General features: G+C 68.2%; 13 protein-coding genes. 9 read left to right on the top strand and 4 right to left on the bottom strand.

What is annotated here, in order from left to right; translation table 11 throughout:
• Positions 1-88 precede the first annotated feature (88 nt).
• Entirely contained in the window at positions 89-1,675 is a 1,587-nt protein-coding gene (locus LXE91_RS11990) for an acid phosphatase (protein ID WP_039347454.1), read from the bottom strand.
• A gap of 221 nt (positions 1,676-1,896) precedes the next feature.
• Between LXE91_RS11990 and LXE91_RS11995 the strand changes: the two genes are divergently transcribed.
• The 3 genes from LXE91_RS11995 to LXE91_RS12005 all read left to right on the top strand — a co-directional run bounded on the left by LXE91_RS11995 (position 1,897) and on the right by LXE91_RS12005 (position 4,241).
• On the top strand, positions 1,897-3,246 hold the full coding sequence (locus LXE91_RS11995) for a cytochrome-c peroxidase (RefSeq protein ID WP_039347451.1): 1,350 nt from the start codon (positions 1,897-1,899) through the stop codon (positions 3,244-3,246).
• Between the two features lie 126 nt (positions 3,247-3,372).
• Positions 3,373-3,759 carry a hypothetical protein gene (locus LXE91_RS12000; RefSeq protein ID WP_039347448.1) on the top strand — a complete coding sequence of 129 codons (387 nt, stop codon included), beginning with the start codon at positions 3,373-3,375 and terminating at the stop codon, positions 3,757-3,759.
• Positions 3,760-3,770: 11 nt separating this feature from the next.
• Positions 3,771-4,241: an NUDIX hydrolase gene (locus tag LXE91_RS12005; RefSeq protein ID WP_039347856.1), complete on the top strand. Its 471-nt coding sequence runs from the start codon at positions 3,771-3,773 to the stop codon at positions 4,239-4,241.
• Positions 4,242-4,370: 129 nt separating this feature from the next.
• On the opposite strand, the gene LXE91_RS12010 is transcribed toward LXE91_RS12005, so the two are convergent.
• On the bottom strand, positions 4,371-6,080 hold the full coding sequence (locus LXE91_RS12010) for a glutamine--tRNA ligase/YqeY domain fusion protein (RefSeq protein WP_039347445.1): 1,710 nt from the start codon (positions 6,078-6,080) through the stop codon (positions 4,371-4,373).
• Between the two features lie 248 nt (positions 6,081-6,328).
• On the opposite strand from LXE91_RS12010, the gene LXE91_RS12015 reads away from it, so the two are divergent.
• Positions 6,329-6,538, top strand: coding sequence for an ornithine acetyltransferase (locus tag LXE91_RS12015; protein ID WP_011351716.1), 210 nt, complete (start codon positions 6,329-6,331; stop codon positions 6,536-6,538).
• A 181-nt stretch (positions 6,539-6,719) separates the two neighbouring features.
• Complete coding sequence (locus tag LXE91_RS12020) at positions 6,720-7,274, top strand: RBBP9/YdeN family alpha/beta hydrolase (RefSeq protein ID WP_039347442.1); 555 nt, start codon at positions 6,720-6,722, stop codon at positions 7,272-7,274.
• 98 nt (positions 7,275-7,372) lie between these two features.
• Here the strand turns inward: LXE91_RS12020 and LXE91_RS12025 are convergent, their stop codons facing one another.
• A complete protein-coding gene (locus LXE91_RS12025) occupies positions 7,373-8,593 on the bottom strand; it encodes a CaiB/BaiF CoA transferase family protein (RefSeq protein WP_039347854.1) in 1,221 nt (406 codons plus the stop codon).
• A gap of 278 nt (positions 8,594-8,871) precedes the next feature.
• On the opposite strand from LXE91_RS12025, the gene alaS reads away from it, so the two are divergent.
• Positions 8,872-11,496 carry an alanine--tRNA ligase gene (gene alaS / locus LXE91_RS12030; protein WP_039347438.1) on the top strand — a complete coding sequence of 875 codons (2,625 nt, stop codon included), beginning with the start codon at positions 8,872-8,874 and terminating at the stop codon, positions 11,494-11,496.
• Between the two features lie 127 nt (positions 11,497-11,623).
• Here alaS and LXE91_RS12035 read toward each other — a convergent pair whose 3' ends face one another.
• Positions 11,624-12,538, bottom strand: a complete 915-nt coding sequence (locus LXE91_RS12035) for a LysR family transcriptional regulator (protein ID WP_039347436.1) — start codon at positions 12,536-12,538, stop codon at positions 11,624-11,626.
• Positions 12,539-12,661: 123 nt separating this feature from the next.
• Between LXE91_RS12035 and LXE91_RS12040 the strand changes: the two genes are divergently transcribed.
• From LXE91_RS12040 to LXE91_RS12050, 3 genes are all read left to right on the top strand, one after another.
• Positions 12,662-13,909: a YbfB/YjiJ family MFS transporter gene (locus LXE91_RS12040; protein ID WP_039347433.1), complete on the top strand. Its 1,248-nt coding sequence runs from the start codon at positions 12,662-12,664 to the stop codon at positions 13,907-13,909.
• Positions 13,910-14,030: 121 nt separating this feature from the next.
• Positions 14,031-14,567 (top strand): NUDIX domain-containing protein, encoded by a 537-nt coding sequence (locus LXE91_RS12045; protein WP_039347430.1) that lies wholly within the window; start codon positions 14,031-14,033, stop codon positions 14,565-14,567.
• Positions 14,568-14,706: 139 nt separating this feature from the next.
• Complete coding sequence (locus LXE91_RS12050; protein WP_027787751.1) at positions 14,707-15,144, top strand: acyl-CoA thioesterase; 438 nt, start codon at positions 14,707-14,709, stop codon at positions 15,142-15,144.
• Positions 15,145-15,151 lie beyond the last annotated feature (7 nt).

Raw genomic sequence — 15,151 nt, forward strand, 5'->3', positions numbered from 1 at the left:
GGCATGAAAAAGGGCAGCCCCGCGGGGCTGCCCTTCGTTCGTCCGGGCCGGCGACGTGGCCGGCCCGTTTGCGGTGATGGCGATGCGGTTACAGGTTCGGCGACAGTTGCAGCGCGTTCGTCAGGTCGCCCATCGGCTGCGCACCGTTCGCCTTCAGCGCGTCGTCGCGCTGTTGCAGGCCCGCGAGGCGCGGCAGCGAGAAGCGGCGCGTGATGAAGCGCAGGATCGAGCCCGTGTCGTATTGCGTATGGTCGACGAAGCCCTTCTTCGCGTACGGCGACACGATCAGCGCCGGGATGCGGGTGCCCGGGCCCCAGCGGTCGGCATTCGGCGGCGTCGCGTGATCCCAGAAGCCGCCGTTTTCGTCGTACGTGACGACCACGACCATGTTCTTCCACTGCGGGCTTGCCTGCAGGTGCGCGATCACGTCGGCGATGTGCTGGTCGCCCGAGGTGACGTCCGTGTAGCCCGGGTGCTCGTTCAGGTTGCCCTGCGGCTTGTAGAACGTGACCTGCGGCAGCGTGCCCGCATCGATCGCCTTGATGAACTCGGCGCCGTTCGCGCCGCCGTCGAGCAGGTGCTGCGCGCGGCTTGCGGTGCCCGGCGCCTGGTTCGCGAAGTAGTTGAACGGCTGGTGGTGCGGCTGGAAGTTCGGCGTCGACAGATCGGCACCGTAGATCACGTTCGACGTGCCGTTCTGGCTCGCCTGCAGCGCCTGGCCCCACGCGCCGGAATACCATGCCCACGACACGCCCGCGTTGGTCATCAGGTCGCCGATGTTGGTCGCCGTCTGCGGCGGCATCGTCGACGGATTGGCCGGGTCGGCGAGCAGCGGGTCGCCGCCCGTAGCCGCCTTGTTGCCGCTCGGCTGATACGCCGGCTGCATCGTGTTGATGCCGTAGAAGTCGGGCGTCAGCGCACCGTCGTTGACGAACTTCGGCGGGCCGCTCAGCGCGGAGGCCGGCGAGTTCGTCGCGACCTTCAGCGACTTGCCGTCGGCGTTCAGCACGGCGATCTTGCCGGCCGCCGGGCTCTTGTCGGCGTTCGGGTAGTACGGCGCGCACGCGCAGACCAGGTACTGGTGGTTCAGGAACGAGCCGCCGAACGCGCCCATGAAGAAGTTGTCGGCCAGCACGTACTGCTGCGCGATCTTCCACAGCGGCAGCTTCGACGGATCGGCCGTGTAGTGACCCATCGTCAGGCCGCCCGCGTCGGTCCATGCGGCGTACATGTCGTTCTTGCCGCCGTTGATCTGCATCTGGTCCTGATAGAAGCGGTGCACGATGTCGCGCGTCGCGATGCTCATCGACTGGTTGAAGCCGTTCGGATCGTCGATCGCGAACGGCGCGTTCGGCAGGTTCGCCGTCATCGCCTCGGTCACCGCCGGCGTGATGCCGGTCGCGGTCAGGCCGCCCCAGATCTTCGGCAGCGTCGCCATCGTCGAGCCGTCGCGATCCTTTTGCACCGAGTTCGCGGCCGTCGCGTTCTGCAGGCCGTTCGCGCCGGGGAAGTTGCCATACAGGTTGTCGAAGCTGCGGTTTTCCGCGTAGATCACGACAACGTTCTTGACGGCCGACAGGCCTTGCTGCGTGACATCGTCGCCGCCGCAGGCGGTCAGGCTGAGCGCGGCCGCGAGGGCGATCGGCGTATAGCGAATCCAGGCGTGCTTCTTCATGCGATGTTCTCTCTTTCGTTGTTTGTCGCGTGTGGGAACCGGGTTGACGTACGGCCGGTGCAGGCACTGCGAGACACCGACCGGCTGCGCGCATTATCTGGAACCGATTTGACAGCCGGGTGTAGGGGCGCTTTCAATTGACTGTCGGTTGAACGTCATGCAACGGTCATGGAACTGACATAAGCTCCGGCCGATTGCCCACCGCTACAAGAAGAACGACGATGCACAGCCTTCTGAAACCCCTCGCGTTCGCGCGATCGTTGACCCCTGCCGCGGCCGCGCTGGCGCTGGCCGCAGGGCTCGCGGCGCTCGCCGGTTGCGATGCGCGTCCCGGCGCGAATACGCCGGCCGCGTCCGTCGTGCCGGCGGCGCAAGCGGCTCCGGCCGCTCCCGCGGTCGCGCCGGCCAGCCAGCCGCAGACGCGTGCGCAGGTATTCGAGGGCGTCAAGCAGATGACGGCGCTCGGCAAGCAGCTGTTCTTCGATCCTTCGCTGTCCGGGTCCGGCAAGCTCGCATGCGCGTCGTGTCATAGCGCCGAGCATGCGTTCGGGCCGCCGAACGCGCTGTCGGTACAGCTCGGCGGCGACGACATGCACCGCACGGGCTTTCGTGCCGTGCCGTCGTTGAAGTACCTGCGCGGTATCCCGCCGTTCAGCGAGCACTTCCACGATTCGCCGGACGAAGGTGACGAAAGCATCGACGCGGGTCCGACCGGCGGGTTGACCTGGGACGGTCGCGTCGACACGCGCGATGCGCAGGCGCGCATTCCGCTCACGTCGCCATTCGAGATGAGCAGCTCGCCGGCAAGGGTCGCGAAGGCGGTTCGCGCCGCACCTTATGCGGATGCGTTCCGCAAGGCATTCGGCGACCAGGTACTCGGCAACGACCAGGCGACCTTCGACGCGGTGCTGCGTGCGCTCGACGCTTTCCAGCAACAGCCGGCGCTGTTCGATCCGTACACGAGCAAGTACGACGCGTATCTGGCCGGCCACGCGCAGCTCACGCCTGCTGAACTGCGCGGGCTGCAGCTGTTCAACGACGAGAAGAAGGGCAACTGCGCGAGCTGCCACATCAGTCAGCGCACGCTCGAAGGCGGGCCGCCGCAGTTCAGCGATTTCGGGCTGATCGCGATCGCGGTGCCGCGCAACCGCGCGCTGCCCGTCAATCACGACCCGCGTTTCCACGATCTCGGCGCGTGCGGCCCCGAGCGTACCGATCTGAAGGGCCGCGACGAATTCTGCGGCTTGTTCCGCACGCCGTCGTTGCGCAACGTCGCGCTGCGCAAGACGTTCTTCCACAACGGCGTGTACCACTCGCTCGAGGACGTGATGCGCTTCTACGTCGAGCGCGACATCCATCCGGAGAAGTTCTATCCGGTCGTGAACGGCAAGGTGCAGATCTACGACGACCTGCCCAAGCGCTACTGGCCGAACATCAACCGCGAAGCGCCGTTCGATCGCAAGCGCGGCGACCAGCCGGCGCTGAACGCGGCCGAGATCAAGGACGTGATCGCGTTCCTGGGTACGCTGACTGACGGATATCAGCAGACGGCCGCGCCGGCCGGCCACTAGAAGGCGGCGTCGACGGCACGCATGCTATCCTCGCTCGCTGACAGGCGCAGTGTGCGTGCCGGATGGCCGGCCCCCGGTTTGCCGGCATGCACCGCGCCGTTCGATCGAACATCCAAGGAGAACAACATGTCGATGCGTGCATCCCTTTCCGTCGTCACGCGCGTGCTGGCCGGCGCCGCGTGCGCAGCCGCGATGCTGCCTGCCCATGCGCAGAACAACCTGAACTTCCTGAACGACACGCCGCTCAGCTACTTCAGCAAGACCGACCGCGCGTCGCTGTCCAAGGCGGTCGTGCAGGTGCGCGACGAAGGCAAGGACGGCGAGACCACGACGTGGCAGAGCACCGGCCGCGGCACGCAGATCGATGCAAAGCTCACGCCGACCACGACCGAGACGGACGGCAAGACCTGCCGTGAAGTCGCCACCGAGATCACCGCGAAGGGCCAGACGATGACGCTCAAGCCCGTCTATTGCAAGACCGACGCGGGCAAGTGGCAGCTGCAGAAACGCTGAGCACGCGCGTGATGAAGCGGGGCGCCGCGCCGCGCACGGTGTCGTGCGGCGTCGTGATCCTCGATGCGGCCGGCCGCGTGTTCCTCGCGCACGCGACGGATACCACGCACTGGGACATCCCGAAAGGGCAGGGCGAGCCGGGCGAGACGCCGGTAGACGCGGCGCTGCGTGAACTGCTCGAGGAAACCGGCATCGTGTTCGGCGCCGATCGGCTGCTCGATCTTGGCCGCTTCGCGTACCGGCACGACAAGGATCTGCACCTGTTCGCGGTGCGCGTGGCCGACGACGAGGTCGATCTCGCGCACTGCACGTGCACGTCGCTGTTTCCGAGCCGTCGCGACGGCTCGATGATTCCCGAGATGGATGCGTATCGCTGGACCATGCCCGCCGACATCGACGCGTATGCGAGCCGCAGCCTCGCGCGGCTGTTTCGCACGAAGCTGTCGCTGGTGGAGTTGCATCGGCGGTTGACGGGTGGGTGAGCGAGCGGGGCGGCTTGCGCTGCGCCATGACCCGGCTTCGCTTCGACGCGCGCAACAAAAAACCGGCCCAGGGGCCGGTTTTTTTATGGTCACGCGGCGGCGGCTAGCGAAGCCGCGGACCGCATGCCGTCAAGCCGGCTTGCCCCAGCTGTCGCGCAGCCCGACGATCCGGTTGAACACCGGCTTGCCCGGTTTCGAATCGACCCGATCGGCGACGAAGTAGCCGTGACGCTCGAACTGCAGGCGCGTTTCCGGTGCGATGTCGTCGTTGCCCGGTTCGATGTATGCCTGCACGATCTTCTTCGAGTCGGGATTCAGCGCCTCGAGGAAATTCGCGCCGCCCGCGTCCGGATGCGGCTCCTTGAACAGGCGGTCGTAGATTCGCACTTCGGCCGGCTGCGCATGCTTCGCGCTGACCCAGTGGATGTTGCCCTTGACCTTGTACGTGTTCGCGCCTTCGGTGCCCGACTTGCTGTCCGGGAAGTAGTTGCAGTGCACGGCCGTCACGTTGCCGTCGGCGTCCTTGTCGAAGCCCGTGCATTCGATCACGTAGCCGTAGCGCAGGCGCACCTTGTTGCCCGGGAACAGACGGAAATAGCCCTTCGGCGGGTTCTCGACGAAGTCCTCGCGCTCGATCCACAGCTCGCGCGAGATCGGGAACGTGCGCACGCCGCGATCCGGGTGGTGCGGGTGCACGGGCGCCGTGCACGCTTCCTCGAGGTCTTCCGGATAGTTGTCGATCACGAGCTTCAGCGGATCGAGCACGGCGACGGTACGTGCCGCCTTGTCGTCGAGGTCGTCGCGCAGCGCGCCTTCGAAGATGCTCATGTCGATCCACGAGTCGATCTTCGTCACGCCGATCCGCTCGCAGAACAGGTGGATGCTCTCCGGCGTGAAGCCGCGGCGGCGCACGCCGACGATCGTCGGCATCCGCGGGTCGTCCCAGCCGTCGACGTGCCCTTCGGTCACGAGCTGCAGCAGCTTGCGCTTGCTGGTGATCGCGTACGTGAGGTTCAGTCGCGAGAATTCGATCTGTTGCGGCAGCGGGCGCGTGAACTTGCCGGCTTCCGCGAGTTCGTTCAGCACCCAGTCGTACAGCGGGCGGTGATCCTCGAACTCGAGCGTGCACAGCGAATGCGTGATGCCCTCGAGCGCATCCGAGATGCAGTGCGTGTAGTCGTACATCGGGTACACGCACCATGCGTCGCCGGTGCGGTAGTGGTGCGCGTAGCGGATCCGGTAGATCACCGGGTCGCGCATGTTCATGTTCGGCGAAGCCATGTCGATCTTCGCGCGCAGCACGTGCTCGCCTTCCTTGAACTCGCCGGCCTTCATGCGGCGGAACAGGTCGAGGTTTTCTTCCGGCGTGCGATCGCGGAACGGCGACGGCTTGCCGCCTTCCGTCAGCGAGCCGCGGTTCGCGCGCATTTCATCGGCGCTCTGGCTGTCGACATAGGCCTTGCCGCGCTGGATCAGCAGCTCGGCGAACTCGTACAGCTTGTCGTAGTAGTCGCTCGCGAAGTACTGGTGATCGACCGCGTCCTTGCGCCAGTCGAAGCCGAGCCAGCGCACCGCGTCGACGATCGAATCGACGTACTCGACGCTTTCCTTTTCCGGGTTCGTATCGTCGAAGCGCAGGTGGCACACGCCACCGTAGTCGCGCGCGACGCTGAAGTTCAGGCAGATGCTCTTCGCATGGCCGATGTGCAGATAGCCGTTCGGCTCGGGCGGAAAGCGCGTCTCGACGCGTCCGCCCCATTTGCCGGTGCGGTTGTCGTCGTCGATGATGTTGCGGATGAAATTGGAAGCCGCGGGGGCGTCGTTACGTTCGGTGCTCATGCGGATGGCGTCAGGTTGTGTCGGCGCGCGCGTCGCGCCGGTTTAATCCCGTGATTCTACCTGACCGGGGTCCGTCCCGCGCGGCTTGCGGCATGCCGGGGGCGGGTTTCGCCCGATTATCTCGATATTGTGTCGGCTGTAACACGACGTAAATCGGATTGCCCGGGCCGTTTGGCGTTGCCTATGATGGCTTCACCGATTCAATGCCGCCGTTCGGGATGCCGCGCGGCGGGAGGACACTAAAAACCATGATGAAAAAGACCACGTTTATCGTTCGTACCGCCGTGATCGTCGCGGCCCTGTCGCAACTCGGCGCGTGCGCCATGACGCATACGCAGCGCAATGCCGGTATCGGCGCGGCCGCGGGCGGCGCGCTCGGCTACCTGGTCACGGGCGGCCCGCTCGGCACGGTCGCCGGCGCCGCGGCAGGCGGCATCGTCGGCGCGAACGTGCGCTGACCGCCAGACATGACGCAAGCCGCCTGCAAGACGGCGGCTTGACGTCCGGTCGCGACGCGGCGCTCAGCGCGTCCCGACCCACGCACATCCTTCCGATATCAGACAGGCAGCATCAGGGAGGAACGGGTGTGCGACACTGCGCCGACGCACCACAACGATTTCACTCGTCGACGCACTTTCCATGAGCCGTTTACCCGTTCTCGTCCTGCCGGGCTACGCCAATTCGGGCCCGCTTCACTGGCAGAGCCGCTGGGAGCGTGCCGACGCACGCTTCTCGCGCGTCGCGATGCCCGACTGGGACCGCGCGTTCCGCAACGGCTGGTGTCTCGCGCTCGATCGCGCGGTCGAGGCCGCGCGCGGGCCGGTGCTGATTGCCGGCCACAGCCTCGGTACGCTGACCACCGCATGGTGGGCGACGCGCTACGCGCGCCCGGCGGCGCTCGCCAAAGTGCGCGGCGCGCTGCTCGTCGCGTTGCCCGATCCCGACGGTCCCGCGTTTCCGGCTGACGCGTACGGTTTCGGGCCCGTGCCATACGAACGGCTGCCGTTTCCGACCTGCGTGGTCGCCAGCAGCGACGATCCGTATGGCTCGCTCGCGTTCGCCCGAAACTGCGCGAACGCATGGGGCAGCGCCTTCCAAGATATCGGCCCGCGCGGCCACATCAATGCGGACAGCGGGCTCGGCGACTGGCCCGAGGCGCGCGGCTGGCTCGACGCGCTCGCCCGTCGCGACTGACGGCTCGATCGACAGCTCGATTGATCGACCGCGCGGGGCAGGGCAGCGGTTGACGCCGATGCCACGCGGCCCTTCTGCACCCGCGCCACCCGCCGCGTTCAGATTGCCTGTTTCGCCCGCAGCGTGGCGATTTTCGCGTCGTCGTAGCCGAGCATGTCGCGCAGCACGTCGTCGGTCTGCGCGCCGAGCAGCGGCGGGGCCGTGCGTGCCTCGGGCGGCGTCGCGCTCATCCGGATCGGGTTGCGCACGAGCTTCGCGTCCGCGCCGCACGGGTGCGGCAGCGACACCTGCATCCCGCGCGCGACGACCTGCTCGTTGTCGAACACCTCGTCGAGATCGTTGATCGGGCCGCACGGCACGCCGGCCGCTTCGAGCGCGCCGATCCAGTCGGCCTTGTCGCGCGCCTTCACCATCTCCGCGAGGATCGGCACCAGCGTGTCGCGGTGGCGCACGCGCGACGGATTCGTCGCGAAACGCTCGTCATCCGCCAGTTCGGGCCGGCCGCCGGCCTCGACGAACTTGCGGAACTGCCCGTCGTTGCCGACCGCGACGATGATCCACCCGTCGCGCGTCTGGAACGTCTGGTACGGCACGATGTTCGGATGCGCGTTGCCCCAGCGCACCGGCGGCTTGCCGCTCGCGAGGAAATTGGTGTTCATGTTCGCGAGCAGCGCGACCTGCACGTCGAGCAGCGCCATGTCGATGTACTGGCCTTCGCCGGTCCGGTCGCGATGCGCGAGCGCGGCGAGCACCGCGATCGTCGAGTAGAGGCCGGTCGCGAGGTCGGCGATCGCGACGCCGGCCTTCTGCGGGCCGCCGCCCGGCTCGCCGTCGCGCTCGCCGGTGATGCTCATGAAGCCGCCGATCCCCTGGATGATGAAGTCGTAGCCCGCGCGGTGCGCGTACGGGCCGGTCTGGCCGAAGCCGGTGACCGAGCAGTAGACGAGGTCGGGCTTCACCGCACGCAGCGAGTCGTAGTCGAGCCCGTATTTCTTCAGCTGGCCGACCTTGTAGTTCTCGAGCACGACGTCGCTCTGCGCGGCGAGCTCGCGCACGATCTGCTGGCCCTCGGGCGTGGCAATGTCGACCGTCACCGAGCGCTTGTTGCGGTTCGCCGCGAGGTAGTACGCGGCCTCGGCGGTATCCGCGCCGTCGGCGTCCTTCAGGTACGGCGGCCCCCAGTGGCGCGTGTCGTCGCCGGCGCCCGGGCGCTCGACCTTGATCACGTCCGCGCCGAAATCGGCAAGCGTCTGCGCGCACCACGGGCCCGCGAGCACGCGGGTGAGGTCCAGCACGCGGATATGGCTCAGGGCACCCATCGTCGAATCGTCTCCTTTCATGGCTCGCCTTGTCGGGCAAGGCCGGTTGGCATGCCGAGCATCTTAAGGCGAATCGGCCGCGCGGGTGGCCTGGCGCCCGTCATTGGCGGAAACGGGCCCCGCCCGGGCCGGCCGGATGGCCGAGCCGCTTTCCGGCGCTTTGCCCGGAAGCGGGCCCCGATCCCGTATAATCGATCGTTTCCGAATCCATGCCGCCGCGCGCCCCGACAAGGGCGCCGGCGTTTGAAGCCGTCTTTGCCAGACTGTCCCCGCACGCCATGAAAGCTGCCGAAATCCGCGAGAAATTCCTCAAATTCTTCGAATCGAAGGGCCACACGATCGTCCGCTCGTCGAGCCTCGTGCCCGGTAACGACCCCACGCTGATGTTCACGAACTCGGGCATGGTCCAGTTCAAGGACGTGTTCCTCGGCACGGATCCGCGTCCGTACTCGCGCGCCACGACGGCGCAGCGCAGCGTGCGCGCGGGCGGCAAGCACAACGACCTCGAGAACGTCGGCTACACGGCGCGCCACCACACGTTCTTCGAGATGCTCGGCAACTTCTCGTTCGGCGACTACTTCAAGCACGACGCGATCAAGTTCGCGTGGGAGCTGCTGACCACGGTCTACCAGCTGCCGAAGGACAAGCTGTGGGTCACGGTCTACCAGGAAGACGACGAAGCTTACGACATCTGGGCGAAGGAAGTCGGCGTGCCGACCGAGCGCATCATCCGCATCGGCGACAACAAGGGCGCGCGCTACGCGTCGGACAACTTCTGGACGATGGGCGACACCGGCCCGTGCGGCCCGTGTACCGAAATCTTCTACGACCACGGCCCGGACGTGTGGGGCGGGCCGCCGGGGTCGCCCGAGGAAGACGGCGATCGCTACATCGAGATCTGGAACCTCGTGTTCATGCAGTTCAACCGCGACGCGCAGGGCAACATGACGCGCCTGCCGAAGCAGTCGGTCGACACCGGCATGGGCCTCGAGCGTCTCGCCGCGGTGCTGCAGCACGTGCACAGCAACTACGAGATCGACCTGTTCCAGAACCTGATCAAGGCCGCCGCGCGCGTGACCGAAATCAGCGACCTCACGAACAACTCGCTGAAGGTGATCGCCGATCACATCCGCGCATGCTCGTTCCTGATCGTCGACGGCGTGATTCCCGGCAACGAAGGCCGCGGCTACGTGCTGCGCCGGATCGTGCGCCGCGCGATCCGCCACGGCTACAAGCTCGGCCGCAAGGGCGCGTTCTTCCACAAGCTGGTGGCCGACCTCGTCGCCGAGATGGGCACGGCCTACCCGGAGCTGAAGGAAGCCGAACAGCGCGTGACCGACGTGCTGCGCCAGGAAGAAGAGCGCTTCTTCGAGACGATCGAGCACGGCATGTCGATCCTCGAAGCCGCGCTGGCCGATGTCGAGGCGAAGGGCGGCAAGGTGCTCGACGGCGAACTCGCGTTCAAGCTGCACGACACCTACGGCTTCCCGCTCGACCTCACGGCCGACGTGTGCCGCGAGCGCGGGATGACGGTCGACGAGCCGGCATTCGACGACGCGATGGCGCGCCAGCGCGAGCAGGCCCGTGCGGCCGGCAAGTTCAAGGCCGCGCAGGGCCTCGAATACACGGGCGCGAAGACCACGTTCCACGGCTATGAGGAAATCGCGTTCGACGACGCGAAGGTCGTCGCGCTGTACGTCGACGGTTCGTCGGTCAACGAAGTGAAGACGGGCCAGGACGCGGTCGTCGTGCTCGACCACACGCCGTTCTATGCGGAATCGGGCGGCCAGGTCGGCGACCAGGGCGTGCTCGCGAACGCCGCGACGCGCTTCGCGGTGGCCGACACGCTGAAGGTGCAGGCCGACGTGATCGGCCATCACGGCACGCTGGAGCAGGGCACGCTGAAGGTGGGCGACGTGCTGCGCGCGGAAATCGACGCGCATCGCCGCGCCCGCACGCAGCGCAACCACTCGGCCACCCACCTGATGCACAAGGCGCTGCGCGAAGTGCTCGGCGCGCACGTGCAGCAGAAGGGTTCGCTGGTCGACGCGGAAAAGACCCGTTTCGACTTCGCGCACAACGCACCGATGACCGACGACGAAATCCGTCGCGTCGAGCAGATCGTCAACGACGAAATCCTTGCGAACGCGCCGGGCATCGTGCGCGTGATGCCGTACGACGAAGCGGTGAAGGGCGGCGCGATGGCGCTGTTCGGCGAGAAGTACGGCGATGAAGTGCGCGTGCTCGACCTCGGCTTCTCGCGCGAACTGTGCGGCGGCACGCACGTGCACCGCACCGGCGACATCGGCTTGTTCAAGATCGTCGTCGAAGGCGGCGTCGCGGCCGGCATCCGCCGCGTCGAGGCGATCACTGGCGACAACGCGGTGCGCTACGTGCAGGAACTCGACGCACGCGTGAACGAAGCCGCGGCCGCGCTGAAGGCGCAGCCGTCGGAGCTCACGCAGCGTATCGCGCAGGTGCAGGACCAGGTGAAGTCGCTCGAGAAGGAGCTGGGCGCGCTGAAGTCGAAGCTCGCATCGAGCCAGGGCGACGAGCTCGCGCAGCAGGCGGTCGAAATCGGCGGCGTGTTCGTGCTGGCCGCGACACTCGACGGCGCCGACGCGAAGACGTTGCGCGAAACGGTCGACAAGCTGAAGGACAAGCTGAAGAGCGCGGCGATCGTGCTGGCGGCCGTCGAAGGCGGCAAGGTCAGCCTGATCGCAGGCGTCACGCCCGACGCGAGCAAGAAGGTCAAGGCCGGCGAGCTCGTGAACTTCGTCGCGCAGCAGGTCGGCGGCAAGGGTGGCGGCCGTCCGGACATGGCGCAGGCAGGCGGCACCGAGCCGGCGAACCTGCCGGGCGCGCTGGCTGGCGTGAAGGGCTGGGTCGAAGAGCGGCTCTGATCGCTCCGACCGATGTGATGCCGCCCCGTTGCGGCATTGCGTGAAATGAAAGAGACCCGATCGGCATGCGCCGGTCGGGTCTTTTTGTTTTTGCGCGTCGATCCGGGCGGCGACGCGCGAACACGGGTCAGGCCGTCACGGTCACCGCGGGCTTCGTCGCATCGGCGGGCGGCCGTCCGGCTTCCGTGAGTGCATCGCGCAGCGCGGCGAGGGCAGCCGACGCATAACCCTGCCGCCACGCGAGCAGCGTATCGATACCTTCCAGTTCGGGGATCACGTGCGCGGCGATGTTGCCGGTTTCGGGCTGCAAATCGAGCACCGAACGCGGCGCGACCGCGATGCCGGCACCCGCCGCGACGCACGCGACGATCGCGTGATACGACCCGAGTTCGAGCACGCGCGCCGGCTTGACGCCGTGCCCTGCGTACCACTGCTCGACGTACTTGCGATACGTGCAGCCGCGCTCGAACGCGATCAGCGTCGGCAGGATCACGTCGCGCGGCGTGCGCACCGGCGGGTGGCCGCGCGGCGTGAGCAGCACCAGGTCCTCGCGGAAGACCGGCACCGTCTCGAACGTGTCGGGGAGCGTCTCCGGCGCGGGCGGGCGCGCGAACAGCGCGGCGTCGATTTCGAAATCGCGCACGCGGTCGATCAGCCAGCCCGTCGTGCCCGTCAGCAGCTCGAGCGACACGTCGGGCCATGCGTGGTGATAGCGCGCGAGCACGGTCGGCAGGCGGCTCGCCGCCGTGCTCTCCATCGTGCCGAGCCGCAGCCGCCCGCGCGGCGTGTCCTCGCGCACGGCATCGCGCGCCTCGTCGGCGAGCGCGAGCAGGCGCTCGGCATACGGCAGCAGCGTGTGCCCGGCCGGCGTCAGCACGAGGCGGCGGCCGTCGCGCACGAACAGCGCCGCCCCGAGTTCCTCCTCGAGCTGCTTGATGCGCGTCGTGACGTTCGACTGCACGCGATTGAGCTTGGCCGCCGCGCGCGTCACGCCGTTCTCGCGCACCACGGCCCGGAAAATCGCCAGCGCCGCCAGGTCCATGATTCTCTCCGAGCGATGATTGGATTCTCAATTATTCATTTTTCGAGAACGTTTGGTCAAGCTAGGATGGAAGCATTCCGATTTCCGATCCGGCCCGCGCGTTGAACGCCGGCCCTTGCTGCCATGTCCCGCTCCGATGCCCCGACCGCCGCCGCCGGCGCGCCTCCCGTCGATGATGCCGACCGCCGCGCCCGCGCGGCCGCGCTGGCCTGCATGGTCGGCCTCGCGGTCGTGCTCGGCGTCGGCCGCTTTGCGTTCACGCCCTTGTTGCCGCTGATGCTCGCGGACGGCTCGATCGGCCTGAAGGCCGGCGGCTGGCTCGCGTCGGCGAACTACGCGGGCTACTTCGTCGGCGCGGTCAGTTGCGCGGCGCTGCGGGTGGCGCCCGCGCGCATGGTGCGCGTCGGGCTCGTGGCCACCGTGCTGCTCACTGCCGCGATGGGTATCGGCCACCTGCTGCCGGTGTGGCTCGCGGTGCGCTTCGTCGCGGGCGTCGTCAGCGCATGGACGTTCGTGTTCGTGTCGCAATGGGGGCTGCGGCGGTTGGCCGAACTGCATGCGCCGGCGTGGAGCGGAGTGATCTACGCCGGGCCCGGCGTCGGCATCGTGGTGACGGGGCTGATCGGCAGCGCGCTGGCCGGCCAGCGCGCGGCGTCGGGCTGGCTCGGGTTCGCCGCGCTGTCCGCGGTGCTGTCGGTCGTGATCTGGCGCACGTTTGTGGCCGCCCCGGCGCAAGCCGTGCCGCCGCCGGGCGGTGCCGCGCCGCATGTGGCCGCCGCCACCGCGCCGAACCACGCGCACGCGCGCCGCCATCGCGCGGACGCCGCATGGCTCGTCGTGCTGTACGGCATGCCGGGCTTCGGCTACATCATCACCGCGACGTTCCTGCCCGTGATCGCGCGCGCCGCGCTGCCGGCCGGCTCGCCATGGCCCGACCTGTTCTGGCCGATGTTCGGCGCGGCGCTGATCGTCGGCGCGATCACCGCCGCGCGACTGCCCGCGCACTGGGACAACCGGCTGCTGCTGGCGGCCGGTTGCGCGACACAGGCGCTCGGCATTGCCGCCGGCATCGTGTGGCCGAACGCGGCCGGCTTCTCGGTCGGCAGCGCGCTGCTCGGCCTGCCGTTCACCGCGATCACGCTGTTCGCGATGCGCGAGGCGCGGCGCTTGCACGGCGAGCGGGCAGCCGGGCTGATGGGCTATGCGACCGCGTCGTACGGGGTCGGGCAGATTCTCGGCCCGCTCGTCGCGGCGCCGCTGGCCGCGCGCTTCGGGTCGTTTTCGCCCGCGCTGTGGGTTGCGGTAGCCGCGCTGCTGCTGGGCGCCGCCGGCTTCGCGGCGACCGCCGCACGAGGGCGCCGGCAACCCTGATGCCGGCGGGGCCGGATCGTCTGCGGCCCGGGCAAACTCGCTAGAATGAAGCCTTTCCCGCGCCGAGCGGGTGCGCGGGCAGCCGGCAGGCGGCCGTCCGGCGCCTGCCAGATCCCCATCGATGACCACCGCCGATTACCGCTTTTGCCCGCGCTGCGCGAGCCCGCTCACCGAGCGCGCCGATCCCGACCATGAAGGCGGCCGCATTCGCCAGGCGTGCCCCGACGACACCTGCGGCTATGTGCACTGGAACAACCCGCTGCCCGTCGTCGCGGCGATCGTCGAGCTCGACGGCAAGATCCTGCTCGCGCGCAACGCGGCCTGGCCCGAAGGCATGTTCGCGCTGATCACCGGCTTCCTCGAGAACGGCGAGACGCCCGAGGACGGCATCGCGCGCGAGGTCTTCGAGGAAACGGCGCTGAAGGCCGAGCACGTGTCGCTCGTCGGCGTCTACGAATTCATCCGCAAGAACGAGCTGATCATCGCGTACCACGTGCGTGCATCGGGCACGGTCGCGCTGTCGCCGGAACTGCTCGAATACAAGCTCGTCGATCCGCCGCTGCTGCGCCCGTGGCGCGCCGGCACGGGCGTCGCGCTCGCCGACTGGATGCGTGCGCGCGGCCTCGATTTCGAGTTCGTCGACCGGCCGGGGCAGTGACGGGCCGGCCCGTGAGCCGCGTTGCATCCGCCGCGCCGCGAGCGATCGCGGCGCGGCGTTCCGCTTCCTGCCGGTGCGCCGTGTCCCGCGGCGGCCGCGCGTCGTCCACCACGCTTCCATCGTCCTGACCGCCATCGCCATGTCCGACAAGCCGCAACCGCGTCCGCGCGACGCCTATCGCCACTTCCTGCCGATCACGACCCGCTGGATGGACAACGACGTCTACGGGCACGTGAACAACGTCGTCTACTACAGCTACTTCGACACGGTCGTGAACGAATACCTGATCCGCGCGGGCGTGCTCGACGTCGAGCACGGGCAGACGATCGGCCTCGTGGTCGAGACGCAGTGCAACTACTTCGCGCCGCTCGTGTTCCCGCAGTCGGTCGACGCCGGGTTGCGGGTCGTGAAGCTCGGCACGTCGAGCGTGCGCTACGAGGTCGGGCTGTTCGCGCAAGGCGATGCATCGCCCGCCGCGCAGGGGCATTTCGTGCACGTGTACGTCGATCGCGGCACGCGCCGGCCGGTGCCGCTGCCCGATGCGCTGCGCGCCGCGCTCGAGCCGCTCGCGGCCTGACTGCGCG

Source organism: Burkholderia contaminans (assembly GCF_029633825.1).
Taxonomy (GTDB): Bacteria; Pseudomonadota; Gammaproteobacteria; order Burkholderiales; family Burkholderiaceae; genus Burkholderia; species Burkholderia contaminans.

Bases quoted from the DNA above. Each gene is read 5' to 3' on its own strand.
- LXE91_RS11995 (WP_039347451.1), top strand. From the start codon at position 1,897: ATGCACAGCCTTCTGAAACCCCTCGCGTTCGCGCGATCGTTGACCCCT.
- LXE91_RS12035 (WP_039347436.1), bottom strand. From the start codon at position 12,538: ATGGACCTGGCGGCGCTGGCGATTTTCCGGGCCGTGGTGCGCGAGAAC.
- LXE91_RS12000 (WP_039347448.1), top strand. From the start codon at position 3,373: ATGTCGATGCGTGCATCCCTTTCCGTCGTCACGCGCGTGCTGGCCGGC.
- LXE91_RS12045 (WP_039347430.1), top strand. From the start codon at position 14,031: ATGACCACCGCCGATTACCGCTTTTGCCCGCGCTGCGCGAGCCCGCTC.
- LXE91_RS12015 (WP_011351716.1), top strand. From the start codon at position 6,329: ATGATGAAAAAGACCACGTTTATCGTTCGTACCGCCGTGATCGTCGCG.
- LXE91_RS12025 (WP_039347854.1), bottom strand. From the start codon at position 8,593: ATGGGTGCCCTGAGCCATATCCGCGTGCTGGACCTCACCCGCGTGCTC.
- LXE91_RS12020 (WP_039347442.1), top strand. From the start codon at position 6,720: ATGAGCCGTTTACCCGTTCTCGTCCTGCCGGGCTACGCCAATTCGGGC.
- LXE91_RS12010 (WP_039347445.1), bottom strand. From the start codon at position 6,080: ATGAGCACCGAACGTAACGACGCCCCCGCGGCTTCCAATTTCATCCGC.
- alaS (WP_039347438.1), top strand. From the start codon at position 8,872: ATGAAAGCTGCCGAAATCCGCGAGAAATTCCTCAAATTCTTCGAATCG.
- LXE91_RS12005 (WP_039347856.1), top strand. From the start codon at position 3,771: ATGAAGCGGGGCGCCGCGCCGCGCACGGTGTCGTGCGGCGTCGTGATC.
- LXE91_RS12040 (WP_039347433.1), top strand. From the start codon at position 12,662: ATGTCCCGCTCCGATGCCCCGACCGCCGCCGCCGGCGCGCCTCCCGTC.
- LXE91_RS11990 (WP_039347454.1), bottom strand. From the start codon at position 1,675: ATGAAGAAGCACGCCTGGATTCGCTATACGCCGATCGCCCTCGCGGCC.
- LXE91_RS12050 (WP_027787751.1), top strand. From the start codon at position 14,707: ATGTCCGACAAGCCGCAACCGCGTCCGCGCGACGCCTATCGCCACTTC.